15 protein-coding genes are annotated in these 24,353 nt (G+C 42.5%); 7 read left to right on the forward strand and 8 right to left on the reverse strand.

Translation table 11 applies throughout. The features are described from left to right. Positions 1 to 30 precede the first annotated feature (30 nt). Complete coding sequence (locus tag CTY47_RS13730; protein ID WP_099465513.1) at positions 31 to 2,616, forward strand: DUF5686 and carboxypeptidase-like regulatory domain-containing protein; 2,586 nt, start codon at positions 31 to 33, stop codon at positions 2,614 to 2,616. Next, positions 2,616 to 3,929, forward strand: a complete 1,314-nt coding sequence (locus CTY47_RS13735; protein ID WP_099465358.1) for a Na+/H+ antiporter NhaC family protein — start codon at positions 2,616 to 2,618, stop codon at positions 3,927 to 3,929. The genes CTY47_RS13730 and CTY47_RS13735 overlap by 1 nt, the downstream gene beginning before the upstream one ends. Positions 3,930 to 4,087: 158 nt before the next feature. On the opposite strand, the gene CTY47_RS13740 is transcribed toward CTY47_RS13735, so the two are convergent. Then, complete coding sequence (locus CTY47_RS13740; RefSeq protein ID WP_099465514.1) at positions 4,088 to 6,199, reverse strand: M3 family metallopeptidase; 2,112 nt, start codon at positions 6,197 to 6,199, stop codon at positions 4,088 to 4,090. 213 nt (positions 6,200 to 6,412) lie between these two features. Beyond that, positions 6,413 to 6,595: a hypothetical protein gene (locus tag CTY47_RS13745; protein WP_099465359.1), complete on the reverse strand. Its 183-nt coding sequence runs from the start codon at positions 6,593 to 6,595 to the stop codon at positions 6,413 to 6,415. 146 nt (positions 6,596 to 6,741) lie between these two features. Between CTY47_RS13745 and CTY47_RS13750 the strand changes: the two genes are divergently transcribed. The 3 genes from CTY47_RS13750 to CTY47_RS13760 all read left to right on the forward strand — a co-directional run bounded on the left by CTY47_RS13750 (position 6,742) and on the right by CTY47_RS13760 (position 10,488). Continuing rightward, positions 6,742 to 7,692, forward strand: coding sequence for an NAD(P)H-dependent flavin oxidoreductase (locus CTY47_RS13750; protein ID WP_099465360.1), 951 nt, complete (start codon positions 6,742 to 6,744; stop codon positions 7,690 to 7,692). Between the two features lie 540 nt (positions 7,693 to 8,232). Further along, positions 8,233 to 8,952, forward strand: a complete 720-nt coding sequence (locus tag CTY47_RS13755) for a hypothetical protein (RefSeq protein ID WP_099465361.1) — start codon at positions 8,233 to 8,235, stop codon at positions 8,950 to 8,952. A gap of 3 nt (positions 8,953 to 8,955) precedes the next feature. Then, on the forward strand, positions 8,956 to 10,488 hold the full coding sequence (locus tag CTY47_RS13760; protein ID WP_456238499.1) for an Lcl domain-containing protein: 1,533 nt from the start codon (positions 8,956 to 8,958) through the stop codon (positions 10,486 to 10,488). A 106-nt stretch (positions 10,489 to 10,594) separates the two neighbouring features. On the opposite strand, the gene CTY47_RS13765 is transcribed toward CTY47_RS13760, so the two are convergent. The 6 genes from CTY47_RS13765 to CTY47_RS13790 are packed head-to-tail and all read right to left on the reverse strand — an operon-like array spanning position 10,595 to position 21,157. Continuing rightward, positions 10,595 to 11,275: an ABC transporter ATP-binding protein gene (locus CTY47_RS13765; protein WP_099465363.1), complete on the reverse strand. Its 681-nt coding sequence runs from the start codon at positions 11,273 to 11,275 to the stop codon at positions 10,595 to 10,597. 28 nt (positions 11,276 to 11,303) lie between these two features. Next, positions 11,304 to 13,697: an ABC transporter permease gene (locus CTY47_RS13770; RefSeq protein ID WP_099465364.1), complete on the reverse strand. Its 2,394-nt coding sequence runs from the start codon at positions 13,695 to 13,697 to the stop codon at positions 11,304 to 11,306. Between the two features lie 34 nt (positions 13,698 to 13,731). Beyond that, positions 13,732 to 16,068, reverse strand: coding sequence for an ABC transporter permease (locus tag CTY47_RS13775; RefSeq protein WP_099465365.1), 2,337 nt, complete (start codon positions 16,066 to 16,068; stop codon positions 13,732 to 13,734). 44 nt (positions 16,069 to 16,112) lie between these two features. Further along, positions 16,113 to 18,497 carry an ABC transporter permease gene (locus tag CTY47_RS13780; RefSeq protein ID WP_099465366.1) on the reverse strand — a complete coding sequence of 795 codons (2,385 nt, stop codon included), beginning with the start codon at positions 18,495 to 18,497 and terminating at the stop codon, positions 16,113 to 16,115. Between the two features lie 26 nt (positions 18,498 to 18,523). Continuing rightward, the gene (locus tag CTY47_RS13785) at positions 18,524 to 19,774 is read right to left on the reverse strand and encodes an efflux RND transporter periplasmic adaptor subunit (protein ID WP_099465367.1); all 1,251 of its coding nucleotides are present in this window, start codon (positions 19,772 to 19,774) and stop codon (positions 18,524 to 18,526) included. A 42-nt stretch (positions 19,775 to 19,816) separates the two neighbouring features. Continuing rightward, positions 19,817 to 21,157: a TolC family protein gene (locus CTY47_RS13790; RefSeq protein ID WP_099465515.1), complete on the reverse strand. Its 1,341-nt coding sequence runs from the start codon at positions 21,155 to 21,157 to the stop codon at positions 19,817 to 19,819. A gap of 306 nt (positions 21,158 to 21,463) precedes the next feature. Between CTY47_RS13790 and CTY47_RS13795 the strand changes: the two genes are divergently transcribed. Both CTY47_RS13795 and CTY47_RS13800 read left to right on the forward strand, forming a co-directional pair. After that, positions 21,464 to 22,807: a sigma-54-dependent transcriptional regulator gene (locus CTY47_RS13795; protein WP_099465368.1), complete on the forward strand. Its 1,344-nt coding sequence runs from the start codon at positions 21,464 to 21,466 to the stop codon at positions 22,805 to 22,807. 52 nt (positions 22,808 to 22,859) lie between these two features. Continuing rightward, positions 22,860 to 24,176: a sensor histidine kinase gene (locus CTY47_RS13800; RefSeq protein WP_099465369.1), complete on the forward strand. Its 1,317-nt coding sequence runs from the start codon at positions 22,860 to 22,862 to the stop codon at positions 24,174 to 24,176. Positions 24,177 to 24,353 lie beyond the last annotated feature (177 nt).

Below are 24,353 nucleotides of genomic sequence, written 5' to 3' on the forward strand. Positions count from 1 at the left end.
TATATTATCCGTGAAGGAATAACAATAGTTATGGTAAAACTGATTCGTTATATATTACTCCTAATTCTGTTACTTACAGTAACCGGAACATCTGTCATATACGCTCAAAGTATCACTACCGCATCCGGTATTGTAAAAGATTCCGTCACAGGAGAACCATTATCTTTCGTGTCTGTCATTTTCGAAAATTCCACAATTGGCGCGATGACCGATGATAATGGAAAATTCACTTTACAGAATGACAAAGGACTCAAAAACCTTGTTATTTCATCATTAGGATATGATAATAAAACGATACGTCTGAATGTTGGTAAAAAGAATGATAATTTGGATATCATGCTTCGCCCTACCTCTTTCCAAATCGCAGAAATCGAAATAAAGCCCCAAAAAGAAAAATATACCCGCAAAGACAATCCGGCAGTTGAACTTATAAAAAAAGTAATAGAACATAAGAATGACAACCGTATTGAGGCAAAAGACGAATATCAAACCGAAGCATACGAAAAACTCAGTATGTCTTTAGACAACTTCAATCCGAATCTGGATAAAAACAAATTCCTCAAGAAATTCAAATTTATAAAGAACTACCTGGATACATCCGAGTTCAATGGCAAACCTATCTTAACAATTTCTGTCCGTGAAACCCTATCCGATATCTACTACCGTAAGAGTCCGAAAACAGAAAAAACGATAACAAAAGCAAAGCGTCAGCAAGGTATCGATAAGACATTAGATGACGGAGGAGGTATAACCTCCAACCTTGAAGAAATATTCAAAGGAGTAAATATTTTTGATAACAACATTAATATTCTGTTAAACCGGTTTGTAAGTCCCCTGTCCTCTACCCTTGCCACATCCTATTATAAATATTATATTATGGACACACTGGATGTGTCAGGCGATAAATGCGTAGACTTGGCTTTTGTCCCGGTAAACAGTCAGAGTTACGGTTTCACAGGTCGGCTATATATTACTCTGGATGGCAATTATGCAGTAAAAAAGTTTGTTTTAAACACACCTGCAAAGATTAACCTAAACTGGGTAGATAAACTTCGCATCGAACAAGAATTTAAACGTATGCCGGACAGTACCTGGGTATTAAGCAATGAAAATACGTACGTCAACTTCTATATCGTAAAAGGAACCCAGCAATTATATGCCCACCAGCTACGAAATTTCGACAAATATAATTTCAACATACAGAATGCAGATTCGGTATTCGGGCTTTTAGGCCCTCTCCATGTTTTGCCGGAAGCGACAGCTCAGACAGACACATTCTGGATAAATAACCGGCATATTCCATTAAAAGAAAAAGAAAATGCATTGGATGATCTGTTAGCCCAGCTACGTAAAGTACCGGCATTTAATGTCATCATCAAGACTGCTGAAATTCTTATATCCGGTTACATACCAACTACCGGCGATAAGAGTAAAAGTAAGTTTGATTTCGGTCCGATGAACACCACCTTTAGTGCCAACCACCTGGAAGGTTTCCGCATGCGTGTCGGGGGCATGACTACTGCAAACCTAAATCCGTACTGGTTTGCAAGTGGCTATCTGGCCTACGGGGTTAATGACCGAAAGTTGAAATACAATGTCAAACTGACGCATAGTTTTAATAAAAAGGCATATCACGAAGGAGAAAGCCCTGTAAATAATCTTTCATTCATACAGGAATATGATGTATATACACCCGGTCAGGATTTCCTGTTTACCAGCAAAGACAATATGTTCGTTGCCTGGAAAGTGGGAGAACCTGTTACAAAGATGCAATACATCCGCAAATCGATGTTCCAATACGAAAAGGAATGGTTAAACGGCCTTACATTTAAAACCTGGGCCCGAAACGAGAATAATGAAGCTGCAGGAACATTGCATTATGATCTTGAAAATGCGGACGGTACAAAGACGCGTATAAAAAGTATTACGACCTCAGAAATTGGAGCCCAATTACGTTTTGCTCCGGGAGAACGTGCTTACAACGGACGTTCGGGTAAAGGATCTGTCTTCAATCTATCAAAAGATGCTCCGGTATTCAAATTGTCACATCAATTAGGTATAAAAGGCGTATTAGGCGGAGATTACAATTATAATCATACGGAAATCAGTGCGGAGAAACGTATTTGGTTATCTTCTTTCGGTCATATCGATGCCCAAGTAAAAGCAGGTAAAGTGTGGGATAAAGTGCCTTTCCCCTTATTGATTATGCCAAATACAAACCAGTCTATCACAATTCAACCCGAAGCATTCAATATGATGCGCGCCCTGGAATTTGTGACAGACCAATATGTATCATTCTATTTCACCTACTATCTGAAAGGATGGATACTGAACCGTATACCTGGGGTAAAGTGGCTGAAACTGCGTGAAGTAGTCTCCTTCAGCGGGGTTTATGGAGGTTTGACCGATAAAAACAATCCGGCACTGACTCCCGGATTATTCACATTACCCGACGGTACAACCCCTCTGGGCAACACTCCTTATATGGAGGCCAGTGTCGGTCTGGAAAATATTTTCAAAATTTTACGAATAGACTATTATCGCCGGTTGACTTACCTGGACCAGCCTAATATCAAAAAAGGCGGTGTCCGTATAGCTCTCCGGTTCTCATTCTGATGCAGTATTCAAAGTTCGAAAAGAAAACACTCAACCATACACCAAACGCATGGGCTTTATTACCTCTAGCCGTATTCTTACTATCCTATCTGGTAGTATCGATTCTGGCCGGAGATTTTTACAAAATGCCTATAACCGTAGCTTTTGTTATATCGTCTATTGTTGCCATTGCCATTTCAAAAGGTGGAAAATTAAATAACAGGATAGAACAATTTTGCCGAGGGGCAGCCAACAGTAATATCATGCTGATGGTATTAATATTCATATTGGCAGGAGCTTTTGCCCAAACTGCCAAAGCCATGGGTGCAGTAGATGCAACCGTCAACCTGGCAATGTCTATCTTGCCTGGCAATCTACTGGCGGCAGGCATTTTTATTGCAGCTTGCTTCATATCCATTTCCGTAGGTACATCCGTAGGAACCATTGTAGCTTTAGCTCCCGTAGCCGTAGGTATAGCCGATAAGACCGGGATGCCCGGCGCTTTAATGTTGGGCGTCGTTGTTAGCGGGGCGATGTTTGGCGACAACCTGTCTTTCATTTCCGATACCACTATTGTAGCCACCCGCACGCAAGGATGCAAAATGTCGGATAAGTTCAAGGTAAATATACGGATCGCCCTTCCTATCGCAATCATTACAGGGCTCATATATATTTTTATGGGTAGTGAAGTGCGTGAGGCTTATATACCTTCTTCCATCGAATGGGGAAAAGTAGTGCCTTATCTGGTGGTTCTTATCACGGCTATATGTGGTATGCATGTGATGCTTGTTCTTTTTATCGGGATTATTCTATCCGGGATTGTAGGGTTGATTACCGGAAGTTTCGACGTCTGGGGATGGAATGCAGCTATGGGATCGGGGATTACCAATATGGGGGAATTAATTATTGTCACTCTGCTGGCAGGAGGTATGCTCGAAATGATTCGTTACAATGGCGGGATAGACTGGATCATCCAAAAATTAACATCACATATCCATTCCTCCAAAGGAGCCGAAATCAGTATTGCCGGCTTAGTCGGTTTTGCCAACCTATGCACGGCCAATAATACGATAGCATTGATAATGGCTGGTCCTATTGCAAAAGATATTGCGGATAAGTTTAATGTCGATCCGCGTCGAAGTGCCAGCATATTAGATATCTTTTCATGTTTCGTACAAGGTATCATACCTTACGGAGCACAGCTATTAATGGCTTCCGGGCTTGGCAACACCTCTCCTATCGAAATTATGCAATATCTGTATTATCCTTATTTACTGGGAGCCGGAGCGGTGATTGCGATCCTGACCGGCTATCCCCGGAAATATACAAACTAAAAGAAGGGAAGAATTTGTTTTGTTGCCGAACGGTTGCAATCAGGATGCTAACCTTTTTCTATTCCGATGCCTACCTTTTATGGCATTGCATCACATATATACTTTTAGAAAAGAGTATACGTCCTTTAAACAAACAGCACGTATACTCTTTTTATGAATCATTTCAAGCCCCTGTTCTTCAACAATGGTCCTGTCCCGGGTTCTTTTCCGCGGAAGTTCACATACATTACCATTGCATCGTCTATTCCTCCGGGAGTCAAAATATATCTTCTGAATTTATCTGCAACCTCCGGATTAAATATATCACCCGTTTCCTTATAGGCTTCAAAAGCATCCGCATCCAGCACTTCAGCCCAGATATAACTGTAATATCCTGCAGTATAACCGCCTCCCATGGTATGGTTGAAGTAAGTAGTGCGGTAACGGGATGGAATCTGCTTTAAGATGCCACGCTTTCCCAACGTTTCACTCTCAAACTTCATCACATCCAAACCTGCCGGGATTTCTTTCATTACATGATAATCCATATCAAGCAAAGAAGCGGCCAGATATTCGGTTGTAGCAAAGCCCTGGCCATATTTACCGCTCTTATCCAGTTTATCTATCAGTTCGGCCGGTATTACTTCTCCGGTCTGATAATGTTTGGCATAAACCTTCAATACTTCAGGTTCAAATGCCCAATGTTCCATAACCTGGGAAGGAAGTTCTACAAAATCGCGAGGTACACCGGACACACCGTAATAATGTACATCCTTAAATAAATTATGCAGCCCGTGACCAAATTCGTGGAACAATGTTTCTGCTTCATCAGCGCTCAACAAAGCCGGTTGTCCGGCAGCAGGCTGACTAAAGTTGCACACTATAGTAACCACCGGACCAAGACGGGTTCCATCCTGATATGTCTGCGAACGATAGGTTCCGCACCAGGCTCCGGGACGTTTGCTTTCGCGCGGGAAAAAGTCAAAATAGAGCACGCCCAGATAGGTTCCATCCTTATCTTTACATTCAAATGCCTGCGCCTCGGGATGAGGTAATGGGATATTCTTTATCGGTGTGAAAGTGATGCCGTATAATTTATTGGCAACATAGAATGCGCCATCACGCACATTATCCAATTTCAAATACGGACGGATCTGGTTTTCATCTAAATCAAACTTCGCCTTCTTGGCTTTCTCAAAGTAATAACGCCAGTCCCAGCCTTCGGCTTCAAAGTTGCCGCCTTCTTTCTTTATCTCGGCATTAATGTCTGCCAGTTCTTCTTTGGCTTTGGATAAGGCCGGAGTCCAGATTTCATTCAAAAGTTTATATACGTTACCTGCATTCTTTGCCATACGTTCTTCGAGTACGAATGCAGCATAGTCTTCATATCCCATCAACCTGGCTTTTTCCAGGCGGGCAGTAATCAACTTGCGTACGACCTCTTTGTTATCATTGGCATTATTGTTATTGCCGCGGCTAATATAACCGTTAAATATTTTCTCGCGTAAAGCACGGTTATCAGCATATTGAAGGAAAGGCATCACGCTTGGATTATGCAGCGTAAATAACCACTTGCCTTCCATCCCGGCAGCTTTTGCGGCAGATGCAGCATTAGCAATTAATGTTTCCGGTAGTCCGGACAAATCATCTTTATTATCAATTACCAGTTGAAACGCGTTGGTCTCCTTCAGCACATTCTGGCCAAATGTAAGTTGAAGCATGGATATTTCACTATTCAACTCCCGTAGTTTAGCTTGCTTATCCGCATCCAGGTTAGCACCTCCACGAACAAAGTCTTTATAGATTTCGTCCAATAGTTTTGTCTGTTCCTTATCCAGATTCAAATTTGCCTGATTATCATAAACAGCTTTTACCCGTGCAAATAAAGCGGGATTCAGGTTTATATCATCATCATGTTTCGACAGTAATGGAGACAGTTCCTTATTCAAAGCCTGCATTTCGTCGTTTGTATTAACGCTGTTCTGGCCAAAGAAAACAGCACTTACCTTCCGGAGCAGCTTACCGCTTTGGTCTAATGCCACAACCGTATTTTCGAATGTAGGTTCCTCCGGATTATTTGCAATTGCTTCGATCTCTTTTGTCTGCTCTTCCATTCCTTGCAGAAAAGCAGGTTTGTAATGCTCTAGTTTTATCTGCTCAAAAGGAGGAACACCAAATGGAGTGGTAAACTCTGTCAGAAACGGATTGCCGGTTTCCGCAACTTCGGCCTTTTTGCCAGAACATGCTCCCAATACAAGCGCCAATCCGGTAGCCATAATTAATTGTTTCATCATTAATAGAATTTATGTTATATTATTTCAATCCCCGATTCTTTCCCGCGGAAATTCTTATACATGTCCATTGCATCATTTATGCATCCGGGATACTCCCTGCAAATATAAGGAAGATTAGGTAAACAGGCATAAAAAGGGCTATACCAAAATTCGGAAAATTCCCGATTATGATATAGCCTTTCTGTGTATTCCGGGGACGGATAAAGAATGTTATTCTCCCAACTCGGTTTTTATGATGTCGTCTTCTTCATCAATCTTGTTCTCTATATCGTCTGTCAGATCCTTAACATCTCCCGAAGTATAATCGTCTGACAACACCGACCTGGTTGATCCTGTTTCATCAAACAGTTCATCACTCTCGTCCCATAAAGTTTTTAATATTTTTTCCGGCATATCTCTATGTATTTATTGTTTAGTTAATATTGTAACACTTCGGCCATTCATTTTGTTGTTTCATCAGTATCACTTATTTTCGCATAATGCTTAAACAACAAACCGGTAATATATAAAACAACCTGACATAGAATATGTAACAGAATATGAATAGAATTACAACACTTTTCGGGATTCAATATCCCATTATCCAGGCAGGGATGGTATGGTGCAGCGGATGGAGACTGGCCTCCGCCGTAAGTAACGCAGGCGGACTGGGTTTATTAGGGGCAGGCTCCATGCACCCCGAAGTGCTCCGCGAACATATCCGCAAATGCAAGGCGGCTACGGACAAACCCTTCGGCGTAAACGTGCCGTTGATGTACCCGGAGATAGAAACAATCATGAATATAATTGTAGAAGAAGGGGTAAAAACAGTCTTCACCTCAGCCGGTAATCCTAAAACATGGACAGGGTTTCTTAAAAAACACGGAATCATTGTTACTCATGTAGTAAGCAGTTCCAAATTTGCAACCAAATGCGAGGAAGCCGGCGTAGACGCTGTTGTAGCCGAAGGTTTTGAAGCCGGAGGGCATAACGGGCGCGAAGAAACCACCACCATGTGCCTTATCCCATCCGTTCGCAAAGCCACTTCATTGCCATTGATTGCAGCAGGAGGCATCGGAAGCGGTCAATCTATGCTGGCAGCCATTGCCCTGGGAGCCGAAGGCGTACAAATAGGGACACGTTTTGCGCTCACCCGGGAAAGCTCGGCACATGAAGATTTTAAAAAACTATGTCTGAATCTTCAGGAAGGTGATACCAGGTTATTACTTAAAAAGCTTGCTCCTACCCGTCTGGCAAAAGGAGACTTCGCCACAGCAGTAGAAGAAGCCGAAGCCCGCGGAGCCTCTGCCGACGAATTACGGGAATTATTAGGCAAAGGACGTGCCAAGAAAGGTATCTTTGAAGGCGATCTGAAAGAAGGCGAACTGGAAATAGGCCAGGTTGCTTCCCAATTCTGGGAACTGCAGCCGGTTGCAGACGTAATGCATGATATTATCGAAGGATATAAACTGGCATTGGAAAACATAAACTATACGCAGAATCTTTTTTAAAAGTTCCCGGATAGCACGGCAAACAAGCACAGATTTACGCAGATATTTTTCCTTACCGCGCAAGAAATCCCTATCTTTGCCCCCGCAACATTTCATAAACAAGATGAAATACATTCCTTGTATAAGACATATATCTGTGGAACATGTATGTTCCACAGTCCTTCTTCATGAAGAAGGAAATTTTGCAAAAAAAACGTAACCTTTCCGCCTCCTTTTTCCCGGTAAAACTCAATCAAAACATAGCAGGCTGCCCTTGCAGCCTGCCGAAAACGTGTGTCCGTACCGCACGGAAAACCTCCGTATACCTACAAAAGTATTACCGACGCACCGGCGGAGGCTCCGTACCCCTACAAAACCATTACCGGAGTAGCTGCAGCCATTTTGTAGGCCTACAAAACCATTACAGACGCGCCGGCAGCCATTCTGTACCCCTACAAAACCGTTGCCGGAGCTCCAGTGATACCTCCGTATACCTACAGAGGCTCTACAGAACGGATTTCTCAATTTTCAACCTAATATTAACTCTCTAAATTCAAAGTTATGGAACAAACAAAAGCGATCAAAACCCGCTACCTCGCGGCCGGTTTCCTGATAATGCTGGCAATGCTGCCTGCATTGACCGCCTGCAACGACGACGACGGACTAGAAAAAGACAAAACCGCAGGACATACCCTGACACTTACGCTCAAAACCGACGTAGAAGCCATACCGGAGACGAGAGCGCTAATTCGCGAAGCAGCCCCGGGAAGCGAAGCCGCGCAAGCAGGCTTCAGCTACGAACTGGTATCGAGTGATACAGACAGTTGTTCTGCGGATATGCCTTCCACCAAAGCGCCAACAACGTTGAAGAACGTCTACGCCCTCCTTTTTAAGAGCGACGGAACGTTCAACGGCAGAGCCAACATCGGAACCATGACGGCAAACACAAACAAAGTAGTAACCTTTACAAACGTAGCTGATCCGGCAGCAACAAGTTGCCGGCTAGTGGTTGTAGCAAACGATAATGCGGCAACAAACAACTACGCCAGCACGGGAGGCACAGGAAGCTTTGCAAACTTCACAGGAAACTATGCAAACTTTCAAGCGCTGGTGATGACGAACAATATAGCCGCAGACGCAGACGTACCCTACGCCGGAACGGCAACGGTGAATCTATTTGCCGGTGGAGTAAACGCAACAACATCCGTACAGCTCTACCGCACGCTGGCGAAAGTGACCCTAAGCAATACTTTCAGCATAACGGGAGGCCCGGCGCGCTAATCCATTACTTTATGCAACGCCGGAACACCCTACTTTGCAACGCGGGGCAACGACAACTACAACGGGACAGGAAATACGCAAACCGCATCCTTTGTTGCAACGACACCAGGAAGCAATGCCAATAGCAATGTCTGGTATGTAGGAGAAAACATCCGCCCGGCAGGAAGCAATATCTCCTCACAGGCAGACAGAAACAGCAGCAAAGCCCCGGCCAATGCAAGCTACATCAGGATTACATCGGCTGCAAAATCAATAGTGAACACAGCCCCTGCCATTGGAGAAGAATATATAAAGAACGGAACGGAAACATTCAACTATGACATTTATTTGGGGAAAAGCAGCAACCTGACAGACTTCTCACTACGCCGCCATACCAACTACACCATAACATCCACGGTAAGCGGAACGCTGGCCGCACAAAAATATCTGGCAGCAAACGATGGGAGGGTGACAATGGATGTATCCAAACAAGCCGTTGGATTATGCATCGGCCTGTTTGGAGGGGCTAGCGGCTACACGACAGGCACAGGTGCTACATATACTATAACCGGAAGCTACACAAAGATGTTGCTGCTCTCAGCTTATTCAACCGATAAAAGCGGAATAAAATGGTCGGACGATGAAACCACCCGATACCAACCAGAAAGCCGGAGATTCTGGGACCACACCTATACATTAGCCAACATAGAGAAAGGATCCGGATACGCTTACGACTATTGCAACAGCCTGAATGTAAACGGAGAGACAGGATGGTATCTGCCAACCCAAACGCAGCTGATGGCTATATGGGCTATGAAGCAAGGGATAGATGGCAGCGGGAAGTTTAAAGAATATAGAACGTCAAACAATTACTACTGGGCATCCACGGAGGGAGATTCGCAAAGCAGCTATATGACAACCCTCACTACCGGCGGAACGAACATCTTCAGCAACGGCAAGGCGGGTCGTTTCTATGTGCGTTGCGTAAAGGATGCCGGGCAGCCATTAACGGTAACACCCATGGCTACCACCATTAACGGCTATCCGGTGATAGACCTGTCGGCTCTGAATCCGCTGGGCTGTTTGCTACCCCTTTCGGAAGCAAACAGCCGGCGCGAAGCCATGCATGCATGCACTCCTAGCAATACGGAATACCTCTCTGTTGGACAGGCTGTCTCCAATCATTCCGGTACATGGAATGCAAAGATGTCCACCCGCTATCAGGTGATGAGGGACAAGCTGACAAATAGTAGCGGAGGAACTTCTATGACTTGGGCAGATGCATGGAATGCCTGCAAGGCCTACTCGGGAGAAGGAGGAACAGCCGGACAATGGCGCCTGCCTACACAACGGGAATTACAGATGATTTGGGTGCTACACCCGCAACTGATAGGCAAAGGAGGCTTCACTACAAACAATGACTACACCTGGACAGCCACTGAGGGCAGTGATGGCAAAGCCGGTAACGCCTGGACTGTAAGTCTCTACAGTGGCTCCACGAACCGTTCCTTCTCCAAGACAAATAACCTCTACGTTCGCTGCGTGCGGGATATCTGATTGGCAGATAGAATATGGCTTTAGCCCAACCCCAGAAAGAAATTTGTCTAAAGCCAACAGAGAGAACATCCTTTAGGCCGTCCGCTTCAGCGGACGGTAACTAAACTTAGATAAATTCGCTAACCGAAGATACAATACTACCATCAAACAAATTGATAACACGGTGGGCAAAGCTCGCATCATGCTTGGAGTGGGTCACCATTACAATTGTGGTTCCTTCCTTATTCAGCTCGGTGAGGAGTTGCATTACCTCCGCCCCATTCTTTGAATCCAGATTACCGGTAGGCTCATCCGCAAGGATGATCTTCGGGTTGGAAACCACAGCACGGGCGATAGCCACACGTTGCTGCTGACCACCGGACAACTGCTGAGGGAAGTGAGCGGCACGATGACTGATATTCATTCGCTTCAGGATATCCGTTACCATCTGCTTACGCTCGGAAGCCTTTATTTTTAAGTAAGTCAAAGGAAGCTCTACATTCTCGAAAACATTCAATTCATCGATCAGGTTGAAACTCTGGAACACGAATCCTATGTTACCTTTACGAACCTGCGTGCGTTCCTTCTCTTTGAGGTGGCCTACTTCCAGCTCGCCCAGATAATAATTACCCTCAGAAGGATTATCCAGAAGGCCGAGAATATTCAACAAGGTAGACTTCCCACAACCGGAAGGACCCATGATAGCGACAAATTCGCCGTCCTTTACTTCCAAAGAAACCTTGTTCAATGCTATTGTTTCTACTTCTTCCGTACGGAAGAACTTACTTAAACCTTCAATCTTGATCATAATCGTATTTGTTTTATTTATGTTTTAATTATTCTGTTTTAATACTATCCACCGGATTTTCATTTGCTGCACGCCAGTTCTGGAACGTAACCGTCAGAATGGTTATCATAGACACCAGCAGGAAAGCTAGCAGAAACACCCAGGCATAGACCGGCGTTTTGTAAGCAAAGTTCTCGAGCCAGCGAATTATCGCAAAGTAGGCAACCGGAGCCGCCAACACGAAACAAACCAGCAAAATGCGAAAATACGTTTTATTGAACATAACCAGTATTTGAGATGTAGTAGACCCCATCACCTTACGCAAGCCTATCTCCTTGCGGCGGTATTGGCTCTCGAACACCACCAGCCCAAATACGCCTACAATCGAAATGAATACGGCTATCAGGCTAAATAGTGTGATGAGCAGGCTCAGGCTTCTCTCTTTGGCATACGCATTATTCAGCACTTCGTCGAAGAAGCGGACATAGAAAGGATAATCCGGATCGATATTCTTCAGGGCGCCTTTCACCTCCTGCATGGCCGCATGCAGATCGGTTCCGGCCTTTACCTTAATATAGGCATACGAAAGGTTTTCTTCCATCTCCGGCTTGTTGCCCCAGAAGTAGAATGCCATCGGGGTCACTTCCGTACGGAAGGTGGCAAACTTGACGTCCGGCATAAAGCCGACCACTTCGTCTCCATATATCTTATCGCCCAACCGGATATTATACATACTCCTGGCCCGTTCGTTGAAAACGTAGCAACCCGTGCTTGCCAGTTCATCACTCTTTCGGAAGCCGCGCCCTTCGTTTACTTTTATTCCCATCAGGTCCATGAAAGCAACATCTACCGGCAAGCATTGAAACTGGATATTATTCCCGTTCAGTTCACGTCCCCATCCCATAAACTGGTCTTGGTTCGAAATAAGTACCGAAGCGAAAGTTACACCCTCAATACCCGAATACGACTTCAACTGGTTGGCAAACGCCTCTTTCTTATCCTTCACCGACTGAGTAATATTGGTAACAATCAGTTGGTCTTTCTCGTATCCCAACGAAGAGGTAGACATATAACGGTTCTGCAGATACATAAACATAGCCCCGATGATCAGCGCAAACGAGGCAAAGAATTGGATGCCTATCAGTACATTCCGCAACATGCGTCCCTGAGACGAAAGACCAAAAGTCCCTTTTAGCACCAGTGCCGGAGGAAAGGAAGTGACATAGTTGGATGGATAATAGCCTGCTACCAGACCCAAGACAATGGAAACACCGGCTGTGACAGCCACCAGCAAAGGATGAGCCGCCAACGACAATTCCGCATTCACCAACAAAGCCAACGGGGTTTTCCCCAGCATAGACACCATCCACAAAGCCAGCAAAAAGGCAATCATACTGATACAAACAGCCTCCATCTGCAAAGAAAAGCGAAGCGTACTATCCGGACTTCCCAATACTTTCTGTGTGTTTATACTTTTGATGCGCATCGGCGTAAGTGCCATACTGAAATTCGTAAAGTTGATGCCGGCAATAATAAGTATCACGATGGCAATTGCGACCAGTACCCACAGCGTCTGACGGTCTGCCTTAGGGGTAGAATCGTACGTAGCGTCCGTCGTGAAATGGATGTCCGGAAGTTGTACAAGGCGGAAATTAACCCCGCCTTTAAACCAAGTGATATTCTTCCCCAAATCGTTCTTCTTATAGTAAGCCAGAAAGTCGTTTACCAGCTCCTTTGCCGATTCGGGCGAATCCAGACGGATGTAAAAGTAATAGCTGGAATTACCCCAATGGTGTGCATTTTCTTTTTCATTCATCGGCTTATAGATCACGTTCTCTACAATACTGTTCTTGGGGAAGTCTTTATACACACCTCCCACAACGAGCCGGCCACTCTTCTCATCAAACAAGCCGGCCATCATCGAATGTGTCTCCCTCGGTTCGAGCACTTTGCCTACTGCCGATTCGCTGCCGAACATTTTACGTGCCAGGCTTTCGGGTAACAGAATCTTATTCGGTTCATTCAGCGCTTTATCGCTTCCTTCTGTCATATCAAACCGGAACACATCGGTGAAAGAAGGGTAAACCGTCAGGCTCTTTTCAAAATAACTCTCTTTATCTCCATCCCTATCCACAGTAAAAAGTGTCTCCTGGCAAAAAGGATATGTCAAAGCTCCGGCCTTGATATGAGGGGAAAAGCGGGCAAAGGCATCCGCCATCGGACGGGAAAAGATGGCCTGCACCGGATCGCCTTCCCATTGCAGGTCTACCCGGTAAATTACCTCGGAATCTTTATGAAACGTATCGAAAGTACGGTCATATTCCACCTGCATCTGAATTACCATAAAGGCACCAAAAGCAACCGACAACCCTAGTATGTTAAGTATTGTCGCCATCTTGAAGCGGCGCAACACGCTGATAAAGTTCCTTATAATCGTTTTCATACCTGTTTTCTCCTATTTATATTTTGTGTAATTTCTACTGTTGTACATGTCTGAAGCTCTCCACCGGATCGGTATTGGCAGCCCGCCAACTCTGCACGAATACTGCAGCAAACGAGATAACGAAACAGAACAGACCTGCAACAATAAAGACGAGCGGATTTAGCGCTATGCGATATGAATAATTGGACAGCCAATCATTACCAAAATGATAGATGATCGGGACTGCTATCACAAAAGCTATACCTACATAGATCATAAAAGTACGTACCAATTTTATCAATATCTCTTTATTAGTCGAGCCAAACACCTTACGCACGGCAACTTCCTTTGAACGCTGTTGGATGAAGTAAGTTGACATAGCGATAAGACCAAGCAAAGAGATCAAAATAGCGATTATAGCAAAAACACTGATGATTTTAACCATACGAATCTGCGAAGCATGCTGTTCACGTAATTCCTGATCCATAAAAACACCCTCATATTCCAATCCTGTCACCTTCTCATAAGCTGCAGCAACCTCTTTATAAGCTACAAACGGATTGCCGATAGTTTCAACCACAATCTGCCAGGGCATTTCATCCTTTTTAAGGAAGCGGAACATAATAGGTTTGTTTTCCATAGAAATATTATAAATATGGAATTCCTTAATAATTCCGTAAAGACTAATCGGATCACCATCGTTTAATACGAACGACTGAGCATCTGCCGGCAAGTTCATATCACGCACAGTTTGTTCACTTAAATAAAAGCCAAAATTAGAATTGGCAACCTGATTATCCCGGACAATTTCTAAACCCAAAATGTCGAAACATTCTTTATCCATAATGAATTGTTGAAAGCTGAAATTGCGTCCATCATACGTTGCTGTCCAATTGTTACTTCCACCATATACCGGTACTCCACGAGTCTTTCCTACCTGCTTCACACCAGGCAAACTACGCAGTTCGTTAACAAAAGCATTCAATTGCGTATCATCCCAGATACTTCCCGAAACCAATACATTGGTTGTTTTAAAGCCTAACGGGGCATCCAACATGTGTTTGATTTGCATAATCATCAAAATGGATACGGCAATCATCGTAATGGTTATCACATTCTCAAAAGTAATAAAGAACTTACTAAACACCATTTTTGTTTTGGCACGAAACGTACCACGTACTACCTCTATCGGTTTTGCCGAAGAGATAACCAAGGCAGGCAACAATCCTGAAAGCACCCCTACCGACAGTGTCAATGCCAGAATACTAACTATCCAAGGCCATGTAAACAATACTGACAAATCAATATGGGTATTCAGCAGATCATTCACAAACGGAATAGCCGCAAAAGCCAATAAAATACCTATTAATAACGATATAAATGTTAGCAAAGTAGCTTCCAACATCAACCGGAAAAACAGCTCTCCACGTGAAGAACCGAGCAAACGGCGGGTAGCCATCTCTTTTGCACGAAAACCGGCTTGAGCTACCGTAAGGTTGATATAATTGATTACAGCAAAAATAAGGATCAAGATTCCTACGGACATCAAAACCATTACGAACTTCCAGTCGCCTGTATGCAATGGCCATCCACCACCCCAACCGGAAAAGTAGAATGTTTTAAGAGGCTCCAAGCGTACTTCTTTCCAAACATCACGTTCATAAATCCAAAAGAACGTTTTGAACCAGTCATGAATATCCGTCGTACGTGACTGAAAATTACTTCCTTTTTGTGCCAGCACAAAGATGGTAATGCTACCTGCATTATTTAAAGCATCAGGAGTAAGAGACGGATTCATTTTCTGTATCTGTTCCCAACGGATTATTATATCCGCAGCAGGCAATGCAGAATGTACCATGTCTTTTACAACACCGCTCACCACAACAGAGATAGTGTCTCCTACAAGCAACGATTTGCCTGTCGGGTCTTGCTCACCAAACAGTTTACGGGCAAATGATTCGGACACTACAGCATAATTGCGTGCACTCAGAACCTGAGACGGGCTACCGCTTATCAACTGGAAATCAAAAAGATCAAAGAAGGTAGAATCAGCAAACAACAAATCCGCTTTCATTTTCTTATCTTTCCATTTCATAGTCAGACCGTCCCAGGCACCAGCCATAACAGGACATACTTTCTCTATCTCCGGATAACGGTTTTTCAGCTGGTAAGCAATACCCGGTGCGGAGACTGGCATATTTTCGTTACCCAACACATAAATACGATCGGCTTTCGTTTGAAAACTATCAACCGATAGCTCCTGTACGGTATAGACCGCAATTAATAACACAAACATCAACGATACACTCAGTCCGAATATATCGATAGCAGTATAGGCCTTATTACGGCTCAGAAATTTAGCGAAAGCTTTTAAATTAAGTAGGTTATTCATTGTATTCCATATTATTCATCATAGAAATCTATCACTGTATATCCCTATTCGCTCTTCAGGCTATTTACCGGATTATCATTTGCTGTATGGTGTACATTCAGACAGACCACCGACAGAATAACCAACAACACAGCTGCTCCGCAACCAATGAAGATATACCATGCGAGCGGCACCTTCTCTGTGAACTGCTCCATCCATTTCTGCACTGCAAAGAAGGCAAAGCAACCGCCTAATATGACCGCAGGAAGTGCAATACGTATTATATCACGGAGGAACAGTTTTATAATTTCCATCACCTCAGCTCCACTTACCCGGCGGACGGCAATCTCCTTACGGCGGCGGTTCACCTCGTCGTTCGTGTAACCTATCAGACCAATCAGGGCAATAAGCAGAGTGATACAACCGCCTATCAGCACGGAGTCACGAAACTGACGGGATTCGTTATACATATCCTTTATCTCCGTACGGAATGCATTCAGTGTAATATCATTGTTTGGAAAAAGGGCAGAAATCTCCTTCTGCACATGCTCCATTCCTCTTGCATCCAGATTGTGGAATTTCACCAACAAATTATAAGAGGGCGTTTTAGAATAGAACATAACCGTCGGGCGCTCATCCTGGCTGGCGATCGAACCTAAACGGAAATTTTCGTAAACACCGCAGATTGTGAACGGTGACCTTTGGCCTGTTGTTTCATCATACCCGTGTTCTGTCACTAAAATAGCTTTCCCTATCACATCGTCTGTCCAGCCTGCCAATAGTTTCATCTTCTCAACAAACCGGCGATCCACCATAACCTCGTTCGAATTAGTTATATTTTCTGTAAAAGAACGTCCCTGTATGACCGGAATTCCCATAATCTTCAGATATCCGTTACCCACACTATATTGGTCTGCTATATTGAAATATTCTCTGTCCGAACCAGGTAGTGTTATATTGTTGCCGGAAGATACAGCAAAAGGTAACTGATAGCAAGTTGTAACCGCTGCGACTTCCGGTAAACGCATCAATTCGTCTACCGCTTTACGACGAGCAGTAGAATCCACACCAGCCAATTCACTATAAGCCAGATTTTCATACTCATAACCCGGATTGTCATTTACCATATAATTATACTGACGGCCTATAAAGATCAACATCGTAAACAAGAAACCGGCGGCAATGAACTGCGCAAACAACAGAGCTAATTTCCATACACGTTTATTCTCTCTAAAATTACGGAAAGCAGAAGCCACAGGAATACGGGCATACAGATAACCGGGCATCAAACCACTGCCTAAGAAAATAAGCCCGCAAACAAGCAACAGTATCAGACTGCCTTTTGAAAGTAGTAAAGCTTCGAGTGATGCTCCTAACAATTCCTCCACTGTTCCACGGAACGCAAAGATCAGAATGGCAGCCAATACCAACGAAAGAACCATGTGTACAAAAGCTTCCCCCAGCATCATACCATTAATATTTTTACCGGTAGCTCCATAACATTTATGAACAGCCACCTCTTTGGAACGGGACACAATGCCGGATATAACTATCAATATATAATTCATCATTGCAGTAAACAGCAAGGCAAATGCCAACAGTGAAAGCAGCCAAGCCATTCGTTTCACCTGCGCATCTTCCTTATGTATATCGGATATTGCATGCAAAGTATATGAAAACTTATACCCTTGCTTAGCTTGTTCTTCCGGAGAAAAGTGCTTGTAAACAATATTAAGCATTCCTTCAAGTACAGTAGGGACAGATGCTTTGGTATAAAGTTTGATGTAACTGATATAACGGTCGTTTCCAAATAGATTCGTATGCGATTCCGCAAACATAAACTGAGGTGAAGAAGGCATGGAGATAATAACATCGTAACGGTCGGATGCATTTTCTGGTATCTCCTCAAATACACCGCCAATAGTAAGCACGCGCCCCGGGGCATCGTCGGCAACGAAGGTTTTTCCAACTACATTTCCACCGATTTTTTCGGCCATACGGCTGGATATCATTACCTGCATCGGAGTAGAAAGAACTTCTTTCGCATTACCTAACAGGATAGGACGAGGTAACATTTCAAACAGGCAACTATCACCAAAAACAGTTTTGCCTTTATATTTAAGCTGTGTATCCGTCATAGTAAACGTCCATGTTCCATACGGATTAATACGTGTAGCCATCTCTATCTCCGGAATACTCTCTTTCATCAGGCCGGCAGTTCCTCCGCTAGTACGTCCCCAATCTTTTAATTCTCCATCTCTTTCTACACACTCCCATATCTGGAAAATACGGTCGGCATCGGGATAGAAACTATCATACGATTGTTCAAAGTAAACTTTAGCTATCAATACCAATCCAACAGCCAATCCTACCCCTAAAGAGACGATCTTCATTATATTATGCCTTCCTTTCTTGAAAAGAGAACGAAAGGCAATGATTATATTTTTCATACATTTTTGTTTCTTGTTGCCTGTAACTATTCGAGTACTAACACTTCGTTATCCTTATAGCTTTCATAACTTGAGATAATAACTTTTTCTCCTGCTTCAAGTCCTTCAAGTACTTCATAATACTGCGGGTTCTGGCGACCAATCTTTATACTGCGTCTATATGCCTTCTTTCCGTCTTTATCAAGAACAAATATCCAGCTTCCTCCTGTACTCTGGAAGAACGTGCCTTTTGGTATGATAATACTTTCGGTAGGTTGGCCCAATTCAAGATTAATATAGTAGGTCTGTCCGCTACGGATATTATCCGGACGTTCCCCCGTAAAAACCAAATCAGTGCGGAATTTACCATCACGTACCTCAGGATAGACTTTACGTACGGAAAGAGCAAAGTTAGAACCTTGACGTTCAAAGGTTGCATTCAACCCCGGTTTTACACGGTCTATATAGTGTTCGTCAATCATAGCTTCAATTTTATAGTCAGACAAATCATTAATCTGTCCGATCTTCTGACCCGGAGTGATATTCTGTCCCAAGACAACATCCAGCAATCCTAACTCGCCGGCAATTTGCGAACGAACATTCAGGTTTTCTTTACGTTCGCGTATCAACAAAATATTCTTACGCATATTTGCCAAACTAGCTTCCATTTCTTCCATCTGAATAGTACGGGAAAGGGAATCCTGGCGTAAACGCTCCGTTATCAAAGCATGTTTCTTGGATGATAATTCATAGTCTTCCTTTGCTTTCAGATAATCTTCCTTTGCAATCAGGTTTTCTTTATATAATTGTTCTTGCTGGCGATAAGCACGCAAAGAACGCGTCATATCCATATCATACTGCAATTTTTCAGTCTGATTGGTCAGCTTATCTTGTTCCATTGTCACCTGTGTATTACGCAAAAAGTTCTGCTTTTCCGCCAATTCGGCTTCGGCATTCAATATCTGTAAATCCAGATTAGAATTGCTAAGACGTACAATAATGTCTCCTTTCTTCACATGAGCACCTTCTTCAACCACCTTTTCCTGTACAATACCTCCTTCTTCGGGGCTAAGTTGCACAACAGTTATTGGTTGTACCTGGCCATCAACACGAAAGAAATCGTTAAACTGATCACGGGTCACATCACCAATACTAACGCCTCGTGCGTCCACTTTTAATGTAGAAGCATGATCACCAAAAATAATCCATCCCAGCAATACTACAAATAAAGCTCCACCTGCAATGTACGGAATGTGCTTCTTTTGAACGCCTTTTTTCTTTTCTAATTGTATATCCATTGTATTTTGATTTTTATTTTCTTAATTTGTTATTTTCTATTCTCAATTTTCAGCTTCCACAAGCGGTTTTCCTTTATAGTAATCAACCAATTTACTCTTCATCAAATACATCAGCTTTTTCTGTAGCAGATTAGCCTTTGAAGTAAGCAGGTTGTTCGAACTTGTTTGTACATCCAGGGAACTCATCAAACCTTCTTCATACTTGCGAAGTGTTATGCGATATGCCAAATCATTCGAACTAACTTGTTTATCCATCTGAATAGCCTCTTTTGCATAGCCTTCACGATCTAAAACCGACTGTTCAACAGCATTCTGCAACTGACGAAGTACTTCCGTTTTCGTTTCTTCTGCGATACGCAAATTATTACGATAACGACGGAGGTTCGTTACTTTACTCAAACCGTTGAACAACGGAAAACTAATAGTAAATCCTAAATATTCGCCACGGTTATTCTTAAACTGACTGTTAAAGCTGGCCGGAGATGCCTCCGATTTCAGATTTTCAAAATAGTTTGTAGAAATACCCGCATTAAAATAGATTTGAGGCAACATAGCACCTTTAGACATACGATATTGATATTTAGCGGCCTGCAACTGAAAATCAGCTTGTTGGGATGTAGGATTATTCTCCTCCGCATAATCATATATTTCATTTACATTCTCATTGACGGTAACAAATGAAACATCCGGCAAAAGCGTATCTACTTCCAGCTCCAGGTCGGAAGGATAATTCATCTTTTCCTTTAATGTCAACAATGCCGTATTATAAAGATTCTGCTGATGTGTTAATGTATAATCGTCCGTAGCTACCTGAGCTTCAAATTGGGCAACATCGGCTTTACCTTTCAGCCCAAGCTCTTCCTGACGTTTTGTTTTATAAAGTGTGCGCCGGCTCTCCTCCAATTTCTCGGCAGCCATCTTGATTGTACCTTTATAATATACAACATCTGCATAAGCCTGCATCGTTTCCAATGCCAGATCATCCTTTTTCTTCTGAATATCATTCTTACCCATTTTCACATTCGACTTTCCTAACAACCATTGATTTATTAACTGACCACCGGTAAAAATCGGAATTTGGGTACTCAAGCCGTACGAGTTATTAAAGGTAGACGTATTATTATATGTATTTGTTTCCGGGTCAATAGAACGGCCAAAATTATACTGGGCGCCTACGTTGGCAGAAGCCGTTGGAAAGAAAGAAGCCACCGATGCGTTACGTTCTGCCTTATACGTATCATAAGTGAATGTTTGTTTTTTTACGGCCGGACTATTTTCAACGGCATACCGCATACAATCATTTAGCGACCAGAATTTCTCCTGTGCCACCGTTGTAGTAACCAAACCAAACGAAAGAATTGTTGTAAGTAATATCTGTTTCATTTCTTTATTATTTTCTACCAACAAAGAAGCAAAGAGCATGCCAAAACGAATAATAAACTATTTATCAAACTATTACAAAAACAACAAAGTCAGCACAGTGTCAAAAAATTGGACAGTATTGTAAAATTATTGGACAAGACAAAAAATGTTCACGATCATTTATTCAAAACATCAGGATGATTTTATAAAAAGATCCCGATGATTTTTTTGATTCATAGTTATGAGTTTATTTTTTGTTTAACAGAATTGGAGTAATTCTGATAGTATACATTATCTTTGCCGTACTCATTACACTTAATATAATAAATGGCAAAACAAGGAACCATACTCGTTGTAGATGATAACAAAGGAATTCTTACAGCCGTACAAATGCTGCTGGGTACTTGCTTTGAAAAAGTAATCACAATCTCTACGCCCAATAAGATTAAATCGACATTACACGATGAACCCATAGACGTTGTATTACTGGATATGAACTTTAGCTCCGGTATTAATAACGGTAACGAAGGGCTTTTTTGGCTCTCGGAAATAAAAAAAGAATATCCATCCGTACAAGTTGTACTTTTTACGGCTTACGCAGATATAGACCTGGCTGTACGAGGCATTAAAGACGGTGCAACCGATTTTATCGTAAAACCGTGGGATAACGCCAAATTAATAGAAACATTACAAACTGCATACAACTTACGTTCGTCTAATCAGAAAAAAACAAATGACAAGCAGGTCATATCAAAGGAAAGCGGTATGTTTTGGGGCGAAAGCAACGCCATGCAGCAACTGCGCATACTGATAGATAAAGTTGCAAAAACAGATGCCAATATTCTAATTACCGGAGAAAACGGTACAGGCAAAGAGATGCTGGCGCGGGAAATACATCTGCTCTCTAACAGAAAGAACGAAGCTATGGTACCTGTAGATATGGGAGCCATTACAGAAACATTATTTGAAAGTGAACTGTTTGGCCATGTAAAAGGTGCTTTTACGGATGCCCGTGCCGATCGTTCGGGAAAGTTTGAAGTTGCCAATAACGGCACTTTGTTCCTTGACGAAATAGGCAACCTATCCTTTCACCTACAAGCTAAACTTCTGACAGCCCTGCAAAGAAGAAGTATTATCCGCGTAGGAAGCAATACACCCATACCTATTAATATACGTCTGATCTGCGCTACCAACAAGGATTTACAGGAAATGGTACAAAAAGAAGAATTCCGTGAAGACTTGCTTTACCGTATCAACACGATTCATGTTGAAATTCCTCCCCTGCGGGAACGTTTGGAAGATATTATACCATTAACTGAAATATTTCTTTCCAAATATGGAAATATCTATAGTAAACCTACTTTGCATCTGAGCAACGATGCACAAGAAAAACTAAAACAACAACCTTGGTTCGGAAATATCCGTGAATTGGAGCATACCATTGAAAAAGCGGTTATTATCTGTGAAGGTGACACTTTAGATAGCAACGATTTTGATTTTCCCCGCAAAAAAGAGACACAAACAAAAGAAATCACTACATTAGAGGAAATGGAATATAACATGATAAAAAATGCTATGGACAAATTTGGAGGGAACCTGTCTTTAGTAGCCAACCAATTGGGAATCTCAAGACAAACATTATATAATAAAATAAAGAGATACGAAATTTGATTGGAAATTGAAATATAGCTTGTCATAATTTTCAACACCCGATTACCAAGCGATGCTAAAAGGTATATACTATAGTCTTACATTCCGGCTTCTGTTACTGCTTATCACTACAGGAGCATTCACGTATTGTTGTCTGCAACAATACTGGGAATTTTGCATACTTATCTGTATAGCATGGCTATATAGTATACAGATGATGCGCACGTTGTATAAACGTAATGCGCAAAAAATAGCATTTATGTTTGATGCTATAGACAATAGCGACTATGCTTTCAAATATGCAACCAGCGGCCGTTCATCAAATGATAAAATGGTTAGCGAGTCATTGAACCGCATCACTCAAATTCTGTTTCAGGCCAAAGCCGAAGCGCTCCAAAAAGAAAAGTATTACGAACTTATCATGAACTCCGTTAATACGGGGATTTTAGTTATAGACGACAAAGGTGTTATATTTCAAACAAACAACGAAGCGCTGCGATTGCTCGGGCTAACTGTTTTTACTCATGTCAGACAGTTAGGACGTATTGATGAAGAATTAGAGCAAACCATATCGTCCGTGCTCCCCGGAGAAAAACACCAAATATCTTTTAATAACGAAAGAGGAACCGTACATCTTTCCTTGCGCGTATCTGAAATGACATTGCAGGAAAAACATGTCCGTATTATTGCGCTTAATGACATTAACAGCGAACTGGACGAAAAAGAAATTGACTCGTGGATACGACTGACGCGCGTATTGACACACGAAATTATGAACTCGGTAACCCCTATGACTTCATTAAGCGACACTTTACTTTCCATCCATGGAGATGCCAATAAAGAAATCCGGAATGGTCTGGAAGTTATCAGTACAACAGGAAAAAGCTTAATTTCATTTGTTGAGTCATACCGTAAATTTACTCATATCCCAACTCCGCAACCCTCATTATTCTATATATCGAAGTTTGCAGACCGGATGGTGCAGCTTGCCCGGCACCACAACAATTATCCGAATATAAGCATTCGGATAGATGTCCAACCGACCGATTTAATTGTTTATGCCGATGAAAACCTCATTTCGCAAGTTGTTTTGAACCTACTTAAAAACGCCATGCAAGCAATTGGCCATGAACAAGAAAACGGTTTAATCGAATTAACAGCTTACTGTAATAAGGATGAAGCAGTATTTATTGAAGTAAGCAACAATGGCCCTGCTATTCCTCCGGAAGAGGCCGAACATATTTTCATACCGTTCTTTACTACCAAAGAAGGCGGAAGCGGTATAGGACTTTCCATTTCCCGTCAGATTATGCGTTTATCGGGAGGAAGCATAACCCTGAAAAGTTCTCCTTCCACAAAAAAGACGACATTTATATTGATGTTTCCTTAACATATTTCCGCTGATGAAGTTTAATTTTCTCCCGGATGTGTGTTTTTTTGTCTCTCTAATTTTACTCTAAGAAAAATAACAAACCGTTGCCGATAAAAAGAATCAATAAACTCTTAAAGATATTCAATAGCCTTATGTTATATAAAATTTAACAACAAATTTTACCTTTGCAGTGTT

Source organism: Parabacteroides provencensis (genome assembly GCF_900232875.1).
GTDB classification, from domain to species: domain Bacteria; phylum Bacteroidota; class Bacteroidia; order Bacteroidales; family Tannerellaceae; genus Parabacteroides; species Parabacteroides chinchillae.

Bases quoted from the DNA above. Each gene is read 5' to 3' on its own strand.
- CTY47_RS13730 (WP_099465513.1), top strand. From the start codon at position 31: ATGGTAAAACTGATTCGTTATATATTACTCCTAATTCTGTTACTTACA.
- CTY47_RS13735 (WP_099465358.1), top strand. From the start codon at position 2,616: ATGCAGTATTCAAAGTTCGAAAAGAAAACACTCAACCATACACCAAAC.
- CTY47_RS13740 (WP_099465514.1), bottom strand. From the start codon at position 6,199: ATGAAACAATTAATTATGGCTACCGGATTGGCGCTTGTATTGGGAGCA.
- CTY47_RS13745 (WP_099465359.1), bottom strand. From the start codon at position 6,595: ATGCCGGAAAAAATATTAAAAACTTTATGGGACGAGAGTGATGAACTG.
- CTY47_RS13750 (WP_099465360.1), top strand. From the start codon at position 6,742: ATGAATAGAATTACAACACTTTTCGGGATTCAATATCCCATTATCCAG.
- CTY47_RS13755 (WP_099465361.1), top strand. From the start codon at position 8,233: ATGGAACAAACAAAAGCGATCAAAACCCGCTACCTCGCGGCCGGTTTC.
- CTY47_RS13765 (WP_099465363.1), bottom strand. From the start codon at position 11,275: ATGATCAAGATTGAAGGTTTAAGTAAGTTCTTCCGTACGGAAGAAGTA.
- CTY47_RS13770 (WP_099465364.1), bottom strand. From the start codon at position 13,697: ATGAAAACGATTATAAGGAACTTTATCAGCGTGTTGCGCCGCTTCAAG.
- CTY47_RS13775 (WP_099465365.1), bottom strand. From the start codon at position 16,068: ATGAATAACCTACTTAATTTAAAAGCTTTCGCTAAATTTCTGAGCCGT.
- CTY47_RS13780 (WP_099465366.1), bottom strand. From the start codon at position 18,497: ATGAAAAATATAATCATTGCCTTTCGTTCTCTTTTCAAGAAAGGAAGG.
- CTY47_RS13785 (WP_099465367.1), bottom strand. From the start codon at position 19,774: ATGGATATACAATTAGAAAAGAAAAAAGGCGTTCAAAAGAAGCACATT.
- CTY47_RS13790 (WP_099465515.1), bottom strand. From the start codon at position 21,157: ATGAAACAGATATTACTTACAACAATTCTTTCGTTTGGTTTGGTTACT.
- CTY47_RS13795 (WP_099465368.1), top strand. From the start codon at position 21,464: ATGGCAAAACAAGGAACCATACTCGTTGTAGATGATAACAAAGGAATT.
- CTY47_RS13800 (WP_099465369.1), top strand. From the start codon at position 22,860: ATGCTAAAAGGTATATACTATAGTCTTACATTCCGGCTTCTGTTACTG.